This window comes from Paraburkholderia sp. BGA-UO-ETr-F21, from assembly GCF_059567925.1.
Genome location: NZ_JCAQOY010000038.1, coordinates 149,837 through 164,610 on the forward strand (window position 1 = coordinate 149,837; position 14,774 = coordinate 164,610).

Genomic DNA, 14,774 nt, shown 5'->3' on the forward strand with positions numbered 1-14,774 from the left:
TCACCATTGATGTCTGTTTATTATGACTGAGCGCGCCTAAGCTGTCCTTACCGCATCAACACAACCAGGGAAGGAGGTTCATCATGCCGCTCACACGAATCGCTTTACGCGCCGGCAAGCCCGTCGAATACCGGAAGGCGCTGACCGACAGCATCCAACGCGCGCTGGTGGCGACGTTCAACGTGCCGAAGGACGACATCTTCATGCTGATCACCGAGCACGAGGCCGGCAACTTTGTGTACGACAACCAGTATTTGAACGTGGAGCGAAGCGACGATCTCGTGATGATTCAGATCACGCTGAACAACACGCGCACGCTCGAGCAGAAGCGGGCGCTATACAAGCGGATGGCGGACGAATTGGCGGAGTCGCCGGGGCTGCGACGAGAGGATGTGTTGATCAATCTCGTCGAGGTGCTGAAGGAAAACTGGTCGTTCGGCAATGGGATTGCGCAGTACGCGCTGTAAGCGCCACGCCGGCCCGTTAGCGCGAGCTTCGGAGACGAAAACGGGCGGCCATGCCGCCCGTCGGTCGTCAGATGCGCGGCAAGCTCAGGCAATCGTATCGACCACGCCGCCGTCGACGCGCAGCGCCGCGCCGGTGGTCGCCGACGCCTGCGGCGAGCACACGTAGACGACCATGTTCGCCACTTCCTCGGTGGTGGCGGCGCGCTGGATGATCGAACTGCTGCGATGCGCGCGCACGAACTCCGTGGCAACCTGTTCGACCGTTTTGCCTTGTTCTTTGGCTGTCTCTTCCACCATTGCCCGCAAGCCGTCGGACAGGGTCGGCCCCGGCAGCACCGCATTCACGGTGACGCCGCTGCCGGCCGCCTGCTTGGCGATGCCGCGCGCAATGCTCAACTGCGCGGTCTTCGAAAAGCCGTAAGCGAGCATGTCCGGCGGAATATTCAGTCCCGATTCGGACGAGATGAACACCACGCGGCCCCATTTGCGCTCCATCATCCCTTTGAGATAGTGGCGCGTGAGCCGCACGCCCGACATGACGTTGATCTGGAAGTAGCGCTCCCAGTCGTCGTCTTCGGTGGAGAAGATGTCGCCAGGGCCGAAGACGCCGAGGTTGTTCACCAGAATGTCCGCCTGCGGCACGGCCTGGATCAAGGCGTCGCAGCCCTGCGCCGTGCCGAGGTCGCCCGCGAAGCCTTGCAATTTCGCTTGCGGCGCCGTCTTGCGGATCGTTTCGATAGCGCGGTCCACCGCGTCCTGCTTGCGTCCGTTAATGATGGTCTGCGCACCCGATGCGGCGATGCCGGTGGCGATCGCAATGCCGATGCCCGCGGTGGATGCACTGACGATCGCAGTCTTGCCGGATAGATCGATGTTCACTGTCTTGCTCCTCGTTGAAGTTACGGCGAAGCGGCCGAGGCTGGCCGCGCCGGAAAATACAAAGGGCCTGGTGTTCGAAGCGTCGAGCGGAAAGTATCCCATCTATCCACGCGCAAGTCCGGCTCGGTGCCAGGAAGGTGGCGCGGGTTGGCGTCGCTATAATGATCCGTCGTTCTTTTTGCGGTTAGCGACCGCTTCCCCGCCATGTCATTCGAACGCACCGATCTTTCCCGCGAAACCCTCGAACTCGGCGGCTCCGTGTGGTTTCAGGCAGGCGCGCAGACGCTGGGCGGCGCGTCGCGGATCGCGCTGCTCGCGGCGATCGGCGAGACCGGTTCGATCACCAGCGCGGCCAAAGCCGTCGGCATGAGCTACAAGGGCGCGTGGGATGCTATCGACACCATGAACAACCTCGCCGGCGAGCCGCTCGTGGTGCGCCTGACCGGCGGCAAAGGCGGTGGCGGCACCACGCTGACGCCGCGCGCCGTGAAGCTGATCGAGACGTTTCGCGCGGTGGAGCGCGAGCATCGGCGCTTTCTCGAACGCGCGGGCGCGGCGATCGAAGGATTTGCGACGGACTGGGATCTGATCGGCCGCATTGGCGTGAAGACGAGCGCGCGCAATCAGCTGTATGGCACGGTGTCGGCGATCATGCGCGGCACCGTCAACGACGAAGTCACGCTGGCGCTGCCCGGCGGCCAGGCGATCGTCTCCGTCATTACGCATGAAAGCACCGAGACACTCGGCCTCGTCGAGGGCGCGGCGGCGTTCGCGTTGATCAAGGCCTCGTGGGTCGTGCTGCTCGTCGGTGACGAAAGCGGCGCGCCGCTCAAACTCTCGGCGCGCAATCAGTTAAGCGGCACGGTGCAGAGCGTGAAGCGCGGCGCGGTCAATGCCGAGGTGTCGCTGGTGCTGGACGGCGGCACGGTGATGACGGCGGTCGTCACCAATGAAAGTGTCGATACGCTCGGCCTCGTGGAAGGCGGGCGCGCTGTCGCGGCGTTCAAGGCGTCGAGTGTGATACTCGGCGTGAAAGACTGAGCGGGCGAAACGCTCGCGCCCGCTTTGAAAGTTCGAGCGCGGCAAGCGCTCGCCTCGGCGTAAAAGGAATGAGCGAGCGAAGCCTTGCTGTTCAGGCTCGAGGCTCGCTGCGCGCATAGCCGGCGAACGAATGATTCTCGCGCACGCGGCCGTCGGTGACCTGCACGACCTGATCGCCGAAGGCGGCGACATCGTCGGGATCGTGGGTGATCAACACCATCGGAATATCGAGCCGCGTTTGCAGTTCGGACAGTTCGCGGCGCATGCGCTGACGCAATGCGCTGTCGAGCGCGGAAAACGGCTCGTCCAGCAACAGCAGCTGAGGTTGCGCGACGAGCGCTCGCGCCAGCGCCACACGCTGCTTTTGTCCACCGGAAAGCTGCGCCGGATGATTACCCGCGACGCTCTTCAATTCCAGCGCATCGAGCCAGTAATCGATCTGCGGATGCGCGATTCGCGCACGCGGATTGAGCCAGCCGTGCTGCAAGCCGAAGCCGATGTTCTGCCGCACGTTCAGATGCGGAAATAGCGCGTAGTCCTGAAACAGATACGCGATCTTGCGCGCTTGCGGTTTCAGATCGATGCCGCGCGCGCTGTCGAACAGCGCGTTGCCATGCAGCGTGATCGTGCCTTCGTCGGGGCGCAGCAGACCTGCGATAGCCTGCAACGTCAGACTCTTGCCCGCGCCCGACGGGCCGAACATCACGACGCGTTGCGAGGCGGCCTGAAAGGCGACGTTGAGCGTGAAGCGGCGCTCGGCGCTCTGGAAGGTCTTGCGGATGTCGACGGCGAGCAGCATATCAACCGGACTTCAAAAGCGTGTGCTGCGGCACGAGTCGCCCCGCGAGCAACAGGATCACGACGCACGTCACCGAGGTTACGAGCACGAGGAAGTTCGCGGTGCTGTCGTCCCCGGCCTGCACGGCTGAATAGACCGCCACCGAGAGCGTCTGCGTGCGTCCCGGCAGGTTGCCGGCGATCATCAGCGTCGCGCCGAATTCGCCGAGCGCCCGGGCGAACGCCAGCAGGCCGCCGGCCAGAATGCCACGCGCGGCGAGCGGCAGCGTCACGCGGAAGAACACGGCCGTTTCGCTGACGCCCAGCGTGCGCGCGGCCCGTTCGAGTTGCGGATCGACGGCTTCGAACGCGGCGCGCGCGGACTTCAGCACGAGTGGAAAGGCCACCACCGTCGACGCGATCACCGCGCCCTGCCAGGTGAACACCAACTGAATGTCGAAACGGTCGAGCCAGCCGCCGATCACCCCGCGCCGTCCGAGCAGGACGAGCAGGTAATAGCCGAGAACGGTGGGCGGCATGACGAGCGGCAGCATCAGCAGCGAATCGATCACGTCGCGCGCGCCGGAGCGCCAGCGCGACAGACCGAAGGCCGCCGCGACGCCGAATACCAGATTGAGCGCGGTGGCCCAGCCCGCGACTTTCAACGAGAGCAGGAGCGGAATCCAGGCCTGTTGCATGAGCGTGCGCCGTCCTCTGAAGTTAGTGCGCGGGCTTGAAGCCGTACTTGGCGAGCACGGCCTGGCCGGCCGGCGACAGCACGAAGTTCATGAACGCCTGGGCGTCCGCCGCGTGACGGCTGCCTTCCACTTGCGCGATCGGATAGGTGATCGGCGTTTGCGTCGGCACGTTCATCGCGACCTTGACCTTGTCCGGCATGACGGCGGCGTCCGTGCTGAACACGAAACCGGCGTCGACTTCGCCTCGCGACACATAGTCGAGGCTCTGACGGACGTTCGCCGCCAGCACGGCCTTCGCGCTCACGGCGTCCCATACGCCCGCGGACTGCAGCGCGCCCTGCGTGTAACGGCCAACCGGCACGGAAGCCGGATCGCCGTACGCGACCCGCTTCACGTTTGCCGATGCCAGATCGTTCAGACTTGTCGGCGCGAAACGGCTGTCCGTCGGCACGATCAGCACCAGCGAATTGGCGGCGAAATCCTTGCGGGTGGCCGGCACGATCACCTTTTCGGCGGCTGCCTTGTCCATGGCCTTCTGATCCGCGGACGCGAACACGTCGGCCGGCGCGCCCTTGACGATCTGCTGCATGAGCACGTCGGAGGCGCCGAAGTTCAGCAACACTTTGGTGCCCGGATGCTGCTGCTCGAAGACTTCGCTGACCGCCTTGAACGCGTTGGTCAGGCTGGCGGCGGCGGAGACCACCAGTTCGTCGGCGCGCGCATTGGCGCTGAGAACGATGGAGATGGCGCTGGCGACGAACAGCGCTTGCTTCAAATGGCGGCGGAGTGTCATGAAGGCTGTGAAGACCGGCAGGAGCCGGATCGGCGGGTTAAAACGCTATCGTAATATACGAAAGGTTATAGCGGTAAGCCATGACAATTATTCAGCCGTGCGCATGAAGCGCCTCATTGAACAGCGGGGAAAAGGTACAGGCGCGGATTCAGGCGTCGGACGAATGCGGCGGCGCCAGCGTATTGAGTGTCTGCGACAGCGGCGCGGTGGCCGGACGGACATCGCGCACGGCTCTCCACTTTGCGCGTATGAACGGCCGGTCATGACCGGACACTTTCAGCGCGATGTGCGTGACCCAGCGCTGCGTCGGCACATGGACGCCGTGCATCAGCACCGCGAGGACCATCATGCTGAGGGCGACGGGCAGCGCCGACAGCCGGCCCGGCTCCGCATGCCACGCGAGACGGACGAACACCAGCGCCGCCACGGCGCCGGTCAGACAGCCGGTAATGGCTTCAGAAGGGGAGTGAGCGCTCAGCACGACGCGTGACAAGCCCACCGCGATCCCCGCCGCAAGGCCGAGCAGGACGCCGATCAGACGAATCGCCGGGCGCGCCGGCAACAGCATCAGGAACAGCACGACCGGATAGACGGCGGTGGACAGCATGGCGTGGCCGCTGACCCCGGTGAAGTCCAGCCCGCGCACGCCGACGCCCCAGCCCAGGAACGCGAGCTTTGTCACGGTCACCACGCCGATCGCCGCACCCAGAAGCAGCAGCCAGCCCGCAGCCATGCGCCACGTATAGCCGACCGCCAGCCACAGCGCGATGGCGAACGCGAGCGGCAGCGTCATGCCGGCGCCGCCGAGGCTGGTGATCGAATACCAAAGGTGGGCAGGTAAATCGAGCATGGCAAATAGCGCGACCGAGGCCGCGTAGAATCGGGTTGGTAATGAGAATTTAACGCGCGAGCGGCACAAGTCGCCGACCGGAGCAGACCCGCAGGTCACAGAGCTAACCGCCAGTATAGACGGGTGTTGCAGGCCGGTCGCGCCGCGGGCGAGGCTTTTTGCCGCCGGACGTGGGTTGCCGAACAAGCGGCGAGCACTCGGCGGACGACCTGCGCACGAATAGTGCAAGGGTTTGATGCCAGCTTCGCGGCAAGGTTCGCCGAACGGAAATTTGGTTACAGAATGGCGTGCCGAGGTTCCAGCATCGCATGAGGATTGGTGTTATTGTGCAATGCACAACGAATTGCCGTTCTACCGGACGGACCCTGTCCCTTTTTGCGAGGTTATGCGCCAATGGCAAAAAGTTTATCGAAACTGTGGCTGCGCGGTCTTAAGCGGTTGCTCGCGATCCAAACCGAGCAAACTCGCAAAACCCCCAAGCGCACCACGACACGACCGGCCCGGCCCGCCGCTCCCAAGGCGTCCACCAAAGTTCGCCCGCTCAAGCCGGCGGCGGCAGTGCGCGCGCCCGCCAAGCGCGAAGTGCCGCGCGCCACGGCCCGCGAATCGCGCGTGCGCCCACGGGCGTCGGCATGGGCAAGCGGCTCGTGGACGCGCTCGTTCCACTCCGCGCCTGCTGCGCCCGGCCGGCTCGTCAATCATCTTCAGTACGGCTTGTACATCCCGACGGGTCATGCGCTCGAGGCCATGCCGCTGGTGGTGATGCTGCACGGCTGCACACAGTCGATCGATGAATTCGCCGAAGGCACGCGGATGAATGTGCTGGCCGACCGGTTCGGCTTTGCCGTGGTCTATCCGGAACAGTCGAAGCACGTGCATTCGCATCGCTGCTGGCATTGGTACGACGCCGGCGATAGCGCAGGAGGTGCCGAAGCGCGCGCAGTCGTTTCGCTGGTGGACGCGCTGGTCGCGCAGCATGGTTTCGACAGCGAGCGCGTGTATGTCGCCGGAATCTCCGCCGGTGCGGGACTAACGGCGCTGCTGGCTGTCAACTATCCGGAGCACTTCGCGGCGGTCGCGCTGCATTCCGGCCCCGCTTTTGGCGAGGCGCGCTCCGGCATTACAGCGATGGACGTGATGCGGCGCGGCGCTCGCCGCGAGCCGGCCGAACTGGTCGACGAGACCGCCGACGTCGCCAATTATCCCGGCATGCCGGCCATCATCATCCACGGCGACGCCGACCATGTGGTTTCGCCGGTCAACGCGGACCAGTTGGCGGTGCAGTTTCTCCGTCTGAACCGTGTCGTCGACCAGAACGGCGCGCGCAAATCCGGCGAAGTGCGCGAAGAGCGCAAGGGCGGCGTGGTCATGCGTGACTACCTGCGCGGCGGGCGGCGCGTGGTGCGGCTGTGTCGCGTGCAAGGGCTCGCTCATGCCTGGAGCGGCGGCGACGAGGCGGTGCCGTTTCATTCCGCCAAAGGACCGGACGCAAGCGCCATGGTGTGGGAGTTCTTCAAGCATCAGCGCCGCACGGGCACGGGCCGTATTGCGGAAGCAGCCGCCACAGCGGCCTCCGCAGGCTCCCGGTGACGTAGGAACAACAATTCGAAATGAGTGCTGGCGTGAAACTAGTGTTTTCCCTATAATAGGGGTTATCCCTTAGGCGTTAACGCCTAAACTCATTTCGAGGTTGACCATGTATCTGCTTAGCCGCCTTTTCCTGTTTTTGACCAAGTCGCCCGATCAACTCGCCAAAGAACGCGCTGACGCGTTCCTCGCCGAAGCAACGGATCTTTACGATCTGGAATTCCGCATGCGCAAGCTGGACCGCGAGGCGAATGTCCGCCAGCCGTCGTGGATGAGCCAGCACTAAGCTGCGCGAATCAAAACATCGGCGCGCATTGAAACGTCGATGTTCTGGGTGAAGCGCCCAAGCTGTCGCAAACTCGCACACGTGCACAGACAGCCGGATTCGATTGCCACCACGCGTGATTCAACACCGCGGCGAACGCCACCCAAACTCTGTAGCGCATCAACAAGTCCGCCTGCCCGGCCGTTCATTTCAGGCAACGCCAGCAGCGACGGCAATCGACTCATCAACGAGTCTTCTTTTTACGTGCTGAAGCCACGCAAAGCGACGTGAGCAGGTGCTCACTTGCCAAAACGGGCCAGCGTGCGCGCCCGTGCTTCGGCATGGTCCACGATCGGCGCCGGATAGTCTTTACCCAACACCACACCGCAATCGGCGAGCCGCTCCGCGCCCGCTAGCCAAGGCGCATGAATCCACTTCGACGGCAGCTTTGCCAGTTGAGGCAGATAGCGTTTGATGAAGCGTCCTTCGGCGTCGAATTTTTCAGACTGCGTGACCGGATTGAAAATCCGGAAGTAAGGCTGCGCATCGCATCCCGTCGATGCCGCCCACTGCCAGCCGCCGTTATTCGCCGAGAAATCGAAGTCGTTGAGCTGTTCGGCGAAGTACCGCTCGCCGAGGCGCCAGTCCACGCCGAGATCCTTCACCAGAAAACTCGCCGTCACCATCCGCAAGCGGTTGTGCATGTAGCCGGTGCGGTTCAGTTGCAGCATGGCGGCGTCGACCAGCGGGTAGCCCGTGCGTCCGTCGCACCACGCGGCGAACGCCTCGTCGGCTTCCGGGCCTTGCTCCCAGCGCAGCCCGTCATACTCTTCCTTGAACGACGCACCGCTAGCCAGCCGCGGATGATGCGCCAGAATCATGAAGTAGAAGTCCCGCCAGATCAGTTCCGACAGCCATGTTGCCGAGCCTTGTCCATCGGGTTGCAGCGACATCTCATGGGCAAGTCGCGCGAGCGTGCGGATCGAGACGGTGCCAAAGCGCAGATGCATCGACAGATAGCTCGGGCCCTTGGCTGCGGGGAAGTCGCGCCGGTCGGCGTAGCCGTCGATGCGGGTCATGAAATCGTCGAGCAGGGTTTGCGCGCCGCTCATGCCCGTGGGCAGCTTGAGTTCACCGAGATTGCTCGGCGCGAAGCCGAGTTGTTCGAGCGACGGCAGCTGGCGGTCCAGCTTCGATGGCGGCGCGGCCAGATGCTTCGCGTACGTTTCCACGGGATACGGCTTCAGATCGAAGGCGTTCAGTTGCTTGAGCCAGGCATTCTTGTACGGCGTGAACACCGTGAACGGTTTGCTCTGGCCGGTGAGCACCTCGTCGCGCTCGAAAATCACCTGATCCTTGAACGTCAGCCATTGGCGGCCGGCATCGGTGAGCTGCTCGCGCACCGTCTCGTCACGCTCGATAGCGACCGGCTCGTAGTCGTGATTGGCGAACACGGCGTCTACGCTGAGTTCGTCGGCCAGCTTCGGTATCAGATCGGCCGGATTGCCGTACAGCACGATCAGACCGCCGCCCTTCACGCGTAACGCCTCGTCCAGTTCGCCCAGCGCCGCGAGAATGAACTCGATGCGGCGGTCCTGCGGCTGCGTGTCCGGATGACGAGCCTGCCACACGTCGACCAATGGTTGCAGAATTGTCGTATCGAACACGAACACGCACCACACGCGCTCGCAATGCTTGAGCGCGTAGTAGAGCGCGGCGTTGTCCGTGTTGCGCAGGTCGCGGCGAAGCCAGACCAGCCCGGTATCGAAGGTGTCGTTCAGTCGTCGGACGCGTGTCATCAGGAAATATGGATTGTTGGACCAGGACGGATGGTGGCGCTATTTCCGGCCGCAAGCGTAACAAGCCTGGCAAGCGGTGGCACGGACCCGTTTTGCACATTGCATGCCGCGTCCGCAAATTGGGACAGCGCCCGCCCCTATTGTGCAGGGTGCGGGCGCTGTGTGTGTAGTGGTGGCGCGGCTTTCAGCGTCGCTTCAGCGATTGTTCAACGCTTCTTTGGCGATGCGCCGAAGAGGCAGCTTAGGCGATTTGCAAACGAACCGCGACGTTGTTGCGCGTGGCGTTCGAATACGGGCAGACCTGATGCGCGGCGTCGACCAGTTCCTTGGCCGCGCTTGCGTCGAGACCCGGAAGCGAAACGCGCAGGTCGATGTCGAGCGCGAAGCCGCCCTTGTCGTTCGGGCCGATACCGACTTCCGCCGTGACTTGCGTGTCTGCCGGCAAAGTTTTCTTCTGCTGACCGGCGACGAACTTCATTGCGCTCAGGAAACACGCCGAGTAGCCCGCTGCGAAAAGTTGTTCCGGGTTCGTACCCGCTGCGCCGGTGCCGCCCAGTTCGCGCGGTGCGGCCAGCTTAACGTCCAACGCATTGTCCGACGACACTGCACGGCCGTCGCGGCCACCGGTGCTCGTTGCGCTTGCTTTGTAGAGGATGTTCATGGTGCTGCTCCTTTGTCCGGGTTATCAGGATTTGCGTGTTTGCCGCTCTTTGCTGGCCTGCCGTTCCGGCAGAGCACTCATCGCTTGGCATGTGACAAAGATAGTGCACAAATCATTTGTGTGCAAATGATTTTTTGCATGAAGGCGATAGCGCATGATCTGGAGACGGACCGTCTAGTGGTCCATGTAATCGTTGAGGGTGCCGCGCAGGCGCGTCAGGTCATCCCGCAAGCGCAGCAGGAATTCAGGTGTCTGCTGCGTTGCGCAGAAGATTTCCGCGGGCACTTCGCGCGCCTGGCGCTTGAGTGCCGAACCGGCTTTGGTGAGCCGGACGTAGACGAGACGCTCGTCGTCGGTGCCGCGTACGCGCTCCACCAGCCCTTGCGCCTCGAGGCGCTTGAGCAGCGGCGTGACCGTTGCCGAATCGAGGTTCAGGCGCGCGGCCATGTCTTTGACCGTGACGTCGTCGCTCTCCCACAGTGCCAGCATCGCGAGATATTGCGGGTACGTCAGGCCGAGTTTATCGAGCAGCGGCTTGTACGCCTTGGTCATGGCGAGCGAGGTGGAGTAGAGGGCGAAGCAGAGTTGCTCGTCGAGGGTGAAGGGCAAAGCGGGGCGCTGGGTCATGATGCATCTCGCAAAAAATAGCGTGCAAATCGATTGCGCGCAAACCATTGTGCCGCAAATCGACGCACGTTGACGAGTGCGGTTGGGGATGGCTGAAGCGGGAAGACAGACGCCGCGATGAAGGCGGCGCAGGGTCCGGCGCTAGAACCGCGCCGGACCTGAACGGAATTCAAGCCGCCGGGGTGGTCGGCAAGTCCGGTGTTTCCGGCGTTTGCACGCCGAAACAGCCGCGATACGTTGCGTAGAACGAGCAGTACAGCATGGTTGTCACGATCATCGTGGCGGGCATCAGAACCGCGAACGCGAAGTCGCCCGCACCCAGCGCCTGCATCAGCGCGGACAAGCCGAGCGACACCGTGATCGCTACTGCGAACCACAGCGCGCCGAACACAATGAACGCGCCGCGGTTGCGCCAGCAACTGACGATGCTGAAGAACATCGCCTTGACGGGCGGCACGTCATGCCATGCCGTGAGAATCGGCGAGAACCAGAAGATCATGGCGACCGGAAGGTAGAGCGCCAAAGCCGTGATTACCGCTAGCGGAATATTGCTGTTGGCAATTGCGTCCTGGTCCATCGTGGCGCCGCCGAGCATCACTTTGAGCAGCATGCCACCGTCGGCGAGTGCCGAACCGGCCAGCACCAGCGCCATCGCGAGGACATAGAGCACACCGAGCACCAGCAGCCGTTTGGCGACCACCGGGCCGTACGAATGAAAACCGTCGACCAGAATGGTGGGGAATACCGGCTTGCCCGCGATCGTGTTGCGGCACGCCGCCATGAAACCGACCGCGACGCCCGGAATGAACGCCAAGGGCAACACGCCGCCAATCACTGGAATCTGCGACACGAGCGTCATCACCAGCAGATAGGTGAAGAACAGCGTCAGAAACGCGAGCGGGTTCTTGCGGAACAGCCAGATACCCTGCCGGAACCACACATAGCCGGTTTTCGCGGGGACTTCGATCAGTTGCATGAGGTATGAATGCCTGGAAGTGCAACGCCGGACAGGCGTTCGCGCAGAATGCGCTCGAAATGGCCGGGATCGTGCGGTTTGAGCAACTCGGCCGCGCGCGGCAAATGGAAATCATACAGGCGCGAGACCCAGAAACGATATGCGCCCGCGCGCAGCATGTCGCCCCAATGACGGTTTTCTTCTGCGGTGAACGGGCGCACGGTCTGGTAAGCGCGCAGCATGGCTTCGGTGCGCGCGTCGTCGAGCTTGCCGGTGGCGAGGTCGACGCACCAGTCGTTGACCGTCACCGCCACGTCGAACAGCCATTTATCGCAGCCGGCGAAATAGAAGTCGAAGAAACCGCCCAGGCGTACCTCGTGGCCCGTGTCCGGATCGGCGTGGGCGAACATGGCATTGTCGCGGAACAGATCGGCGTGGCACGGGCCTTCGGGCAGCGCGGCGTAATCGGCCGAGGCGAAAAAGGCTTCCTGATGCGCCAGTTCGGACGAAAGCAGGTCGCGTTGCTCGCCTTCCAGAAACGGCAGAACGGTCGGCACGGTTTCCTTCCACCACGGCAGGCTGCGCAGATTGGGCTGATAGGCCGGGTAATCGCGTCCTGCCAGATGCATGCGCGCCAGCATTTGCCCGACCTCGATGCAGTGCTCGACGCCCGGCGCCAATTCCGGCGCGCCCTCGAGTTTGGTCACGATCGCGGCGGGCTTGCCTTGCAGGAGGCCGAACAGCGCGCCGTCTTCGCGTGGCATGGGGTCCGGCACCGGCACGCGGTGCGCGGCCAGATGCCGCATGAGGTCGAGATAGAACGGCAGTTGTTCGGCTGTCAGCTTTTCGAAGATCGTGAGGACGTATTCGCCGCGCGTTGTCGTCAGAAAGAAGTTGCTGTTTTCAATACCGGAGGAGATGCCACGAAATTCGACGACGTCGCCGAGATCGTAATGGCGCATCCATTCTGCAAGTTGGGGTTCAGTGACAGCGGTGAAGACAGCCATGCGGGAAACGTCGAGTCAGGTTGGTCGGGCTGGCGCAGTGCGGCCAGTGCGATGTGAGGCAAATGCGGTACGAAACGTGTTCTCTGGGACCGTGAAGCGCTGCGGCATTTCAATGCCGAACCGCCCAGGTTGGAATCCGGCAAGCAGGCCTAAGGCCAGGCGACACCTTGCGGGCGGCGTGTATCCGGGCGGCGGCCCACTCCGGGGCCGCCGTGCCGGCATGCATCAATAGGTCAGGTTCACCGACGGCAAGCGCGTGCTTGCGCGGCCGTTGTCGCGCACGGTGGGCGACGTGTCGAGCGGCGCGCTCATCTGGTAGCGCGTGCCGAGGTTCGAATGCACGTTGATTTCGACGGGCTTGCCTTTGTCGCGGTATTCGGTGATTTCGGTGCCGTTCGGGCTGCGCTCGTAAAAGCTCGGCGTGCGCGGAACATTGATTTCGACCTTCGAGCTGACCTCGGCGGCCGGACGATTGATCTTCTCCAGGTCCGGCAGACCCGCCCGTTCATTGGCGGACTGGGGCGCGCCGGGGGGCGGAGTGTCATCGACAGGCTGGGCAGCCATCGCGGCGTTGCCAAAGGCGAGGGCCAGTGCAACGGCGACGGGAAGGAGCGGCTTCATGGTGATTCTCCGATAAGGTGCCCCGATTCTAGCAAATCCAGCCTGCCCGTCGGGCGCGATCGCCTTATTTTGCGCCGCTTTCGCGCGGCGTGCCCGCAATCTTGCGAGCCGCGTGCGAGCGTGTGTTGCGACGCCGCCAGGTCATTTGGCGATCACGCGTTCCGTGGTAATGTCGCCTCATCAATCGAGGCGAATGAAGATGAACAACGATACCAATCAACGCGCGGTGCAGACTCCCGCCAACAGCTTCCCGACCGAATCCTTCGACGACGCGACCGAGGCCGTTACCCGCCTCTCGGCGATCTACGAAGCGAACACTTCGTTCTTGCGCGACGCCTTCGCGCGCTATCGCCGCAACGAACTGTTCCCGAGCCGCGTGCGCGCCTGCTACCCGTTCGTGCGCGTGTGCACCGAGGTCAACACGCATATCGACTCGCGCCGCTCGTATGGTTTCGTCGCGGGTCCGGGCGTGTTCGAGACGACCGTTACGCGCCCTGACCTGTTTGGCAATTACTATCGCGAGCAATTGCGCCTGCTGGCGAAGAACCATCACGTGAAGATCGAAGTCGGCGTGTCGGATCAGCCGATTCCGATTCATTTCGCGTTCGCCGAGGGCATCCACCTCGAAGGCGATCTGGATCGCGAGCGTCTGTTCCTGATGCGCGATGTGTTCGACACGCCCGACCTCGCGCTGCTCGACGACCGCATCGTCAACGGCACCTATGAGCCGCAGCCGGGCGAGCCGCATCCGCTCGCGCTGTTCACGGCGGCGCGGGTCGATTTCTCGCTGCACCGGCTGAAGCACTACACGGCCACGTCGCCCACGCATTGCCAGAACTACGTGCTGTACACGAACTACCAGTTCTATATCGACGAGTTCGTCAAACTCGGCCGCACGATGATGGCCCATACCGACGACGAAGAACTGCGCGCCTATCGCAGCGAATACACCTCGTTCGTCGAGCCTGGCGACGTGGTCACGTACAACGAGAACCTCGGCGAGCAGGCGCAGGAAGGCACCGCTCCGCCGCGCCTGCCGCAGATGCCGGCGTATCACCTGAAGCGCGCCGACGGCAGCGGCATCACGATGGTCAACATCGGCGTGGGTCCGTCGAATGCGAAGACCATTACGGATCACATCGCCGTGTTGCGTCCGCATGCGTGGATCATGCTCGGCCACTGCGCAGGCCTGCGCAATACACAGCGTCTCGGCGACTATGTGCTCGCGCACGGCTACGTGCGCGAGGATCACGTGCTCGACGACGACCTGCCGCTGTGGGTGCCGATTCCGGCGCTCGCCGAAGTGCAGGTCGCGCTGGAACGCGCGGTCGCGCAGGTCACGCAACTGGACGGCGTCGAATTGAAGCGTGTGATGCGCACGGGCACGGTGGCAAGTGTGGATAACCGTAACTGGGAATTGCGCGATCACCGCGAGCCGGTGCAGCGGCTGTCGCAAAGCCGCGCGATTGCACTCGACATGGAAAGCGCGACGATCGCCGCCAACGGCTTCCGTTTCCGCGTGCCTTACGGCACCTTGCTCTGCGTGTCGGACAAGCCCTTGCATGGCGAGCTCAAGCTGCCCGGCATGGCCGATCAGTTCTATCGCGCGCAGGTCGATCAGCATCTGCAGATCGGCGTGAAGGCGATGGAGCTATTGCGGATGAACGGGCTGCATCGTTTGCACAGCCGCAAGCTGCGCAGCTTCGCGGAAGTGGCGTTCCAGTAAACGCCTTTTCACAGGCGGGCA

General features: G+C 63.4%; 17 protein-coding genes. 5 read left to right on the forward strand and 12 right to left on the reverse strand.

What is annotated here, in order from left to right; genetic code table 11:
- Positions 1-83: 83 nt before the first annotated feature.
- Positions 84-467 (forward strand): tautomerase family protein, encoded by a 384-nt coding sequence (locus tag AC57B1_RS28825; RefSeq protein ID WP_091804777.1) that lies wholly within the window; start codon positions 84-86, stop codon positions 465-467.
- An 84-nt stretch (positions 468-551) separates the two neighbouring features.
- Here AC57B1_RS28825 and AC57B1_RS28830 read toward each other — a convergent pair whose 3' ends face one another.
- Positions 552-1,346 carry an SDR family NAD(P)-dependent oxidoreductase gene (locus AC57B1_RS28830; RefSeq protein ID WP_091809000.1) on the reverse strand — a complete coding sequence of 265 codons (795 nt, stop codon included), beginning with the start codon at positions 1,344-1,346 and terminating at the stop codon, positions 552-554.
- A gap of 204 nt (positions 1,347-1,550) precedes the next feature.
- Here AC57B1_RS28830 and AC57B1_RS28835 point away from each other — a divergent pair, with 204 nt between their 5' ends.
- Positions 1,551-2,387 (forward strand): TOBE domain-containing protein, encoded by an 837-nt coding sequence (locus AC57B1_RS28835; protein WP_408348883.1) that lies wholly within the window; start codon positions 1,551-1,553, stop codon positions 2,385-2,387.
- Positions 2,388-2,478: 91 nt separating this feature from the next.
- Here the strand turns inward: AC57B1_RS28835 and AC57B1_RS28840 are convergent, their stop codons facing one another.
- From AC57B1_RS28840 to AC57B1_RS28855, 4 genes are all read right to left on the reverse strand, one after another.
- Complete coding sequence (locus tag AC57B1_RS28840; RefSeq protein WP_496419402.1) at positions 2,479-3,186, reverse strand: ATP-binding cassette domain-containing protein; 708 nt, start codon at positions 3,184-3,186, stop codon at positions 2,479-2,481.
- Between the two features lies 1 nt (position 3,187).
- Positions 3,188-3,862: a molybdate ABC transporter permease subunit gene (modB, locus tag AC57B1_RS28845; RefSeq protein WP_012428598.1), complete on the reverse strand. Its 675-nt coding sequence runs from the start codon at positions 3,860-3,862 to the stop codon at positions 3,188-3,190.
- Positions 3,863-3,884: 22 nt separating this feature from the next.
- Positions 3,885-4,655 (reverse strand): molybdate ABC transporter substrate-binding protein, encoded by a 771-nt coding sequence (modA, locus tag AC57B1_RS28850; RefSeq protein ID WP_408348874.1) that lies wholly within the window; start codon positions 4,653-4,655, stop codon positions 3,885-3,887.
- A 148-nt stretch (positions 4,656-4,803) separates the two neighbouring features.
- On the reverse strand, positions 4,804-5,505 hold the full coding sequence (locus AC57B1_RS28855) for a phosphatase PAP2 family protein (protein WP_408482273.1): 702 nt from the start codon (positions 5,503-5,505) through the stop codon (positions 4,804-4,806).
- 393 nt (positions 5,506-5,898) lie between these two features.
- On the opposite strand from AC57B1_RS28855, the gene AC57B1_RS28860 reads away from it, so the two are divergent.
- Positions 5,899-7,095 carry an extracellular catalytic domain type 1 short-chain-length polyhydroxyalkanoate depolymerase gene (locus AC57B1_RS28860; RefSeq protein WP_408348868.1) on the forward strand — a complete coding sequence of 399 codons (1,197 nt, stop codon included), beginning with the start codon at positions 5,899-5,901 and terminating at the stop codon, positions 7,093-7,095.
- Between the two features lie 106 nt (positions 7,096-7,201).
- Positions 7,202-7,378: a DUF3563 family protein gene (locus AC57B1_RS28865; protein ID WP_074766744.1), complete on the forward strand. Its 177-nt coding sequence runs from the start codon at positions 7,202-7,204 to the stop codon at positions 7,376-7,378.
- On the opposite strand, the gene AC57B1_RS28870 is transcribed toward AC57B1_RS28865, so the two are convergent.
- The 7 genes from AC57B1_RS28870 to AC57B1_RS28900 all read right to left on the reverse strand — a co-directional run bounded on the left by AC57B1_RS28870 (position 7,375) and on the right by AC57B1_RS28900 (position 13,027).
- Positions 7,375-7,602, reverse strand: a complete 228-nt coding sequence (locus tag AC57B1_RS28870) for a hypothetical protein (protein WP_177205132.1) — start codon at positions 7,600-7,602, stop codon at positions 7,375-7,377. The two genes, AC57B1_RS28865 and AC57B1_RS28870, sit on opposite strands and share 4 nt — an antisense overlap.
- A gap of 54 nt (positions 7,603-7,656) precedes the next feature.
- Positions 7,657-9,156 (reverse strand): cryptochrome/photolyase family protein, encoded by a 1,500-nt coding sequence (locus tag AC57B1_RS28875; RefSeq protein WP_496419403.1) that lies wholly within the window; start codon positions 9,154-9,156, stop codon positions 7,657-7,659.
- A gap of 241 nt (positions 9,157-9,397) precedes the next feature.
- Positions 9,398-9,817 (reverse strand): organic hydroperoxide resistance protein, encoded by a 420-nt coding sequence (locus AC57B1_RS28880; protein ID WP_091804754.1) that lies wholly within the window; start codon positions 9,815-9,817, stop codon positions 9,398-9,400.
- A 174-nt stretch (positions 9,818-9,991) separates the two neighbouring features.
- Complete coding sequence (locus AC57B1_RS28885; protein ID WP_091804751.1) at positions 9,992-10,444, reverse strand: MarR family winged helix-turn-helix transcriptional regulator; 453 nt, start codon at positions 10,442-10,444, stop codon at positions 9,992-9,994.
- 169 nt (positions 10,445-10,613) lie between these two features.
- Positions 10,614-11,420, reverse strand: a complete 807-nt coding sequence (locus AC57B1_RS28890; RefSeq protein WP_091804748.1) for a BPSS1780 family membrane protein — start codon at positions 11,418-11,420, stop codon at positions 10,614-10,616.
- Positions 11,411-12,406 (reverse strand): homoserine kinase, encoded by a 996-nt coding sequence (locus AC57B1_RS28895; protein WP_091804746.1) that lies wholly within the window; start codon positions 12,404-12,406, stop codon positions 11,411-11,413. The genes AC57B1_RS28890 and AC57B1_RS28895 overlap by 10 nt, the downstream gene beginning before the upstream one ends.
- A 225-nt stretch (positions 12,407-12,631) precedes the next feature.
- A complete protein-coding gene (locus tag AC57B1_RS28900; RefSeq protein ID WP_091804744.1) occupies positions 12,632-13,027 on the reverse strand; it encodes a hypothetical protein in 396 nt (131 codons plus the stop codon).
- Between the two features lie 199 nt (positions 13,028-13,226).
- Here AC57B1_RS28900 and AC57B1_RS28905 point away from each other — a divergent pair, with 199 nt between their 5' ends.
- Positions 13,227-14,753, forward strand: coding sequence for an AMP nucleosidase (locus AC57B1_RS28905; RefSeq protein WP_091808998.1), 1,527 nt, complete (start codon positions 13,227-13,229; stop codon positions 14,751-14,753).
- Positions 14,754-14,774 lie beyond the last annotated feature (21 nt).

What these genes read in the sequence shown, in the direction of transcription:
- AC57B1_RS28880 (WP_091804754.1), bottom strand. Translation starts at nt 9,817, where the DNA reads ATGAACATCCTCTACAAAGCAAGCGCAACGAGCACCGGTGGCCGCGAC.
- AC57B1_RS28860 (WP_408348868.1), top strand. Translation starts at nt 5,899, where the DNA reads ATGGCAAAAAGTTTATCGAAACTGTGGCTGCGCGGTCTTAAGCGGTTG.
- AC57B1_RS28890 (WP_091804748.1), bottom strand. Translation starts at nt 11,420, where the DNA reads ATGCAACTGATCGAAGTCCCCGCGAAAACCGGCTATGTGTGGTTCCGG.
- AC57B1_RS28840 (WP_496419402.1), bottom strand. Translation starts at nt 3,186, where the DNA reads ATGCTGCTCGCCGTCGACATCCGCAAGACCTTCCAGAGCGCCGAGCGC.
- AC57B1_RS28875 (WP_496419403.1), bottom strand. Translation starts at nt 9,156, where the DNA reads ATGACACGCGTCCGACGACTGAACGACACCTTCGATACCGGGCTGGTC.
- AC57B1_RS28900 (WP_091804744.1), bottom strand. Translation starts at nt 13,027, where the DNA reads ATGAAGCCGCTCCTTCCCGTCGCCGTTGCACTGGCCCTCGCCTTTGGC.
- AC57B1_RS28885 (WP_091804751.1), bottom strand. Translation starts at nt 10,444, where the DNA reads ATGACCCAGCGCCCCGCTTTGCCCTTCACCCTCGACGAGCAACTCTGC.
- AC57B1_RS28855 (WP_408482273.1), bottom strand. Translation starts at nt 5,505, where the DNA reads ATGCTCGATTTACCTGCCCACCTTTGGTATTCGATCACCAGCCTCGGC.
- modA (WP_408348874.1), bottom strand. Translation starts at nt 4,655, where the DNA reads ATGACACTCCGCCGCCATTTGAAGCAAGCGCTGTTCGTCGCCAGCGCC.
- AC57B1_RS28870 (WP_177205132.1), bottom strand. Translation starts at nt 7,602, where the DNA reads ATGAGTCGATTGCCGTCGCTGCTGGCGTTGCCTGAAATGAACGGCCGG.
- AC57B1_RS28895 (WP_091804746.1), bottom strand. Translation starts at nt 12,406, where the DNA reads ATGGCTGTCTTCACCGCTGTCACTGAACCCCAACTTGCAGAATGGATG.
- AC57B1_RS28825 (WP_091804777.1), top strand. Translation starts at nt 84, where the DNA reads ATGCCGCTCACACGAATCGCTTTACGCGCCGGCAAGCCCGTCGAATAC.
- AC57B1_RS28835 (WP_408348883.1), top strand. Translation starts at nt 1,551, where the DNA reads ATGTCATTCGAACGCACCGATCTTTCCCGCGAAACCCTCGAACTCGGC.
- AC57B1_RS28905 (WP_091808998.1), top strand. Translation starts at nt 13,227, where the DNA reads ATGAACAACGATACCAATCAACGCGCGGTGCAGACTCCCGCCAACAGC.
- AC57B1_RS28865 (WP_074766744.1), top strand. Translation starts at nt 7,202, where the DNA reads ATGTATCTGCTTAGCCGCCTTTTCCTGTTTTTGACCAAGTCGCCCGAT.
- modB (WP_012428598.1), bottom strand. Translation starts at nt 3,862, where the DNA reads ATGCAACAGGCCTGGATTCCGCTCCTGCTCTCGTTGAAAGTCGCGGGC.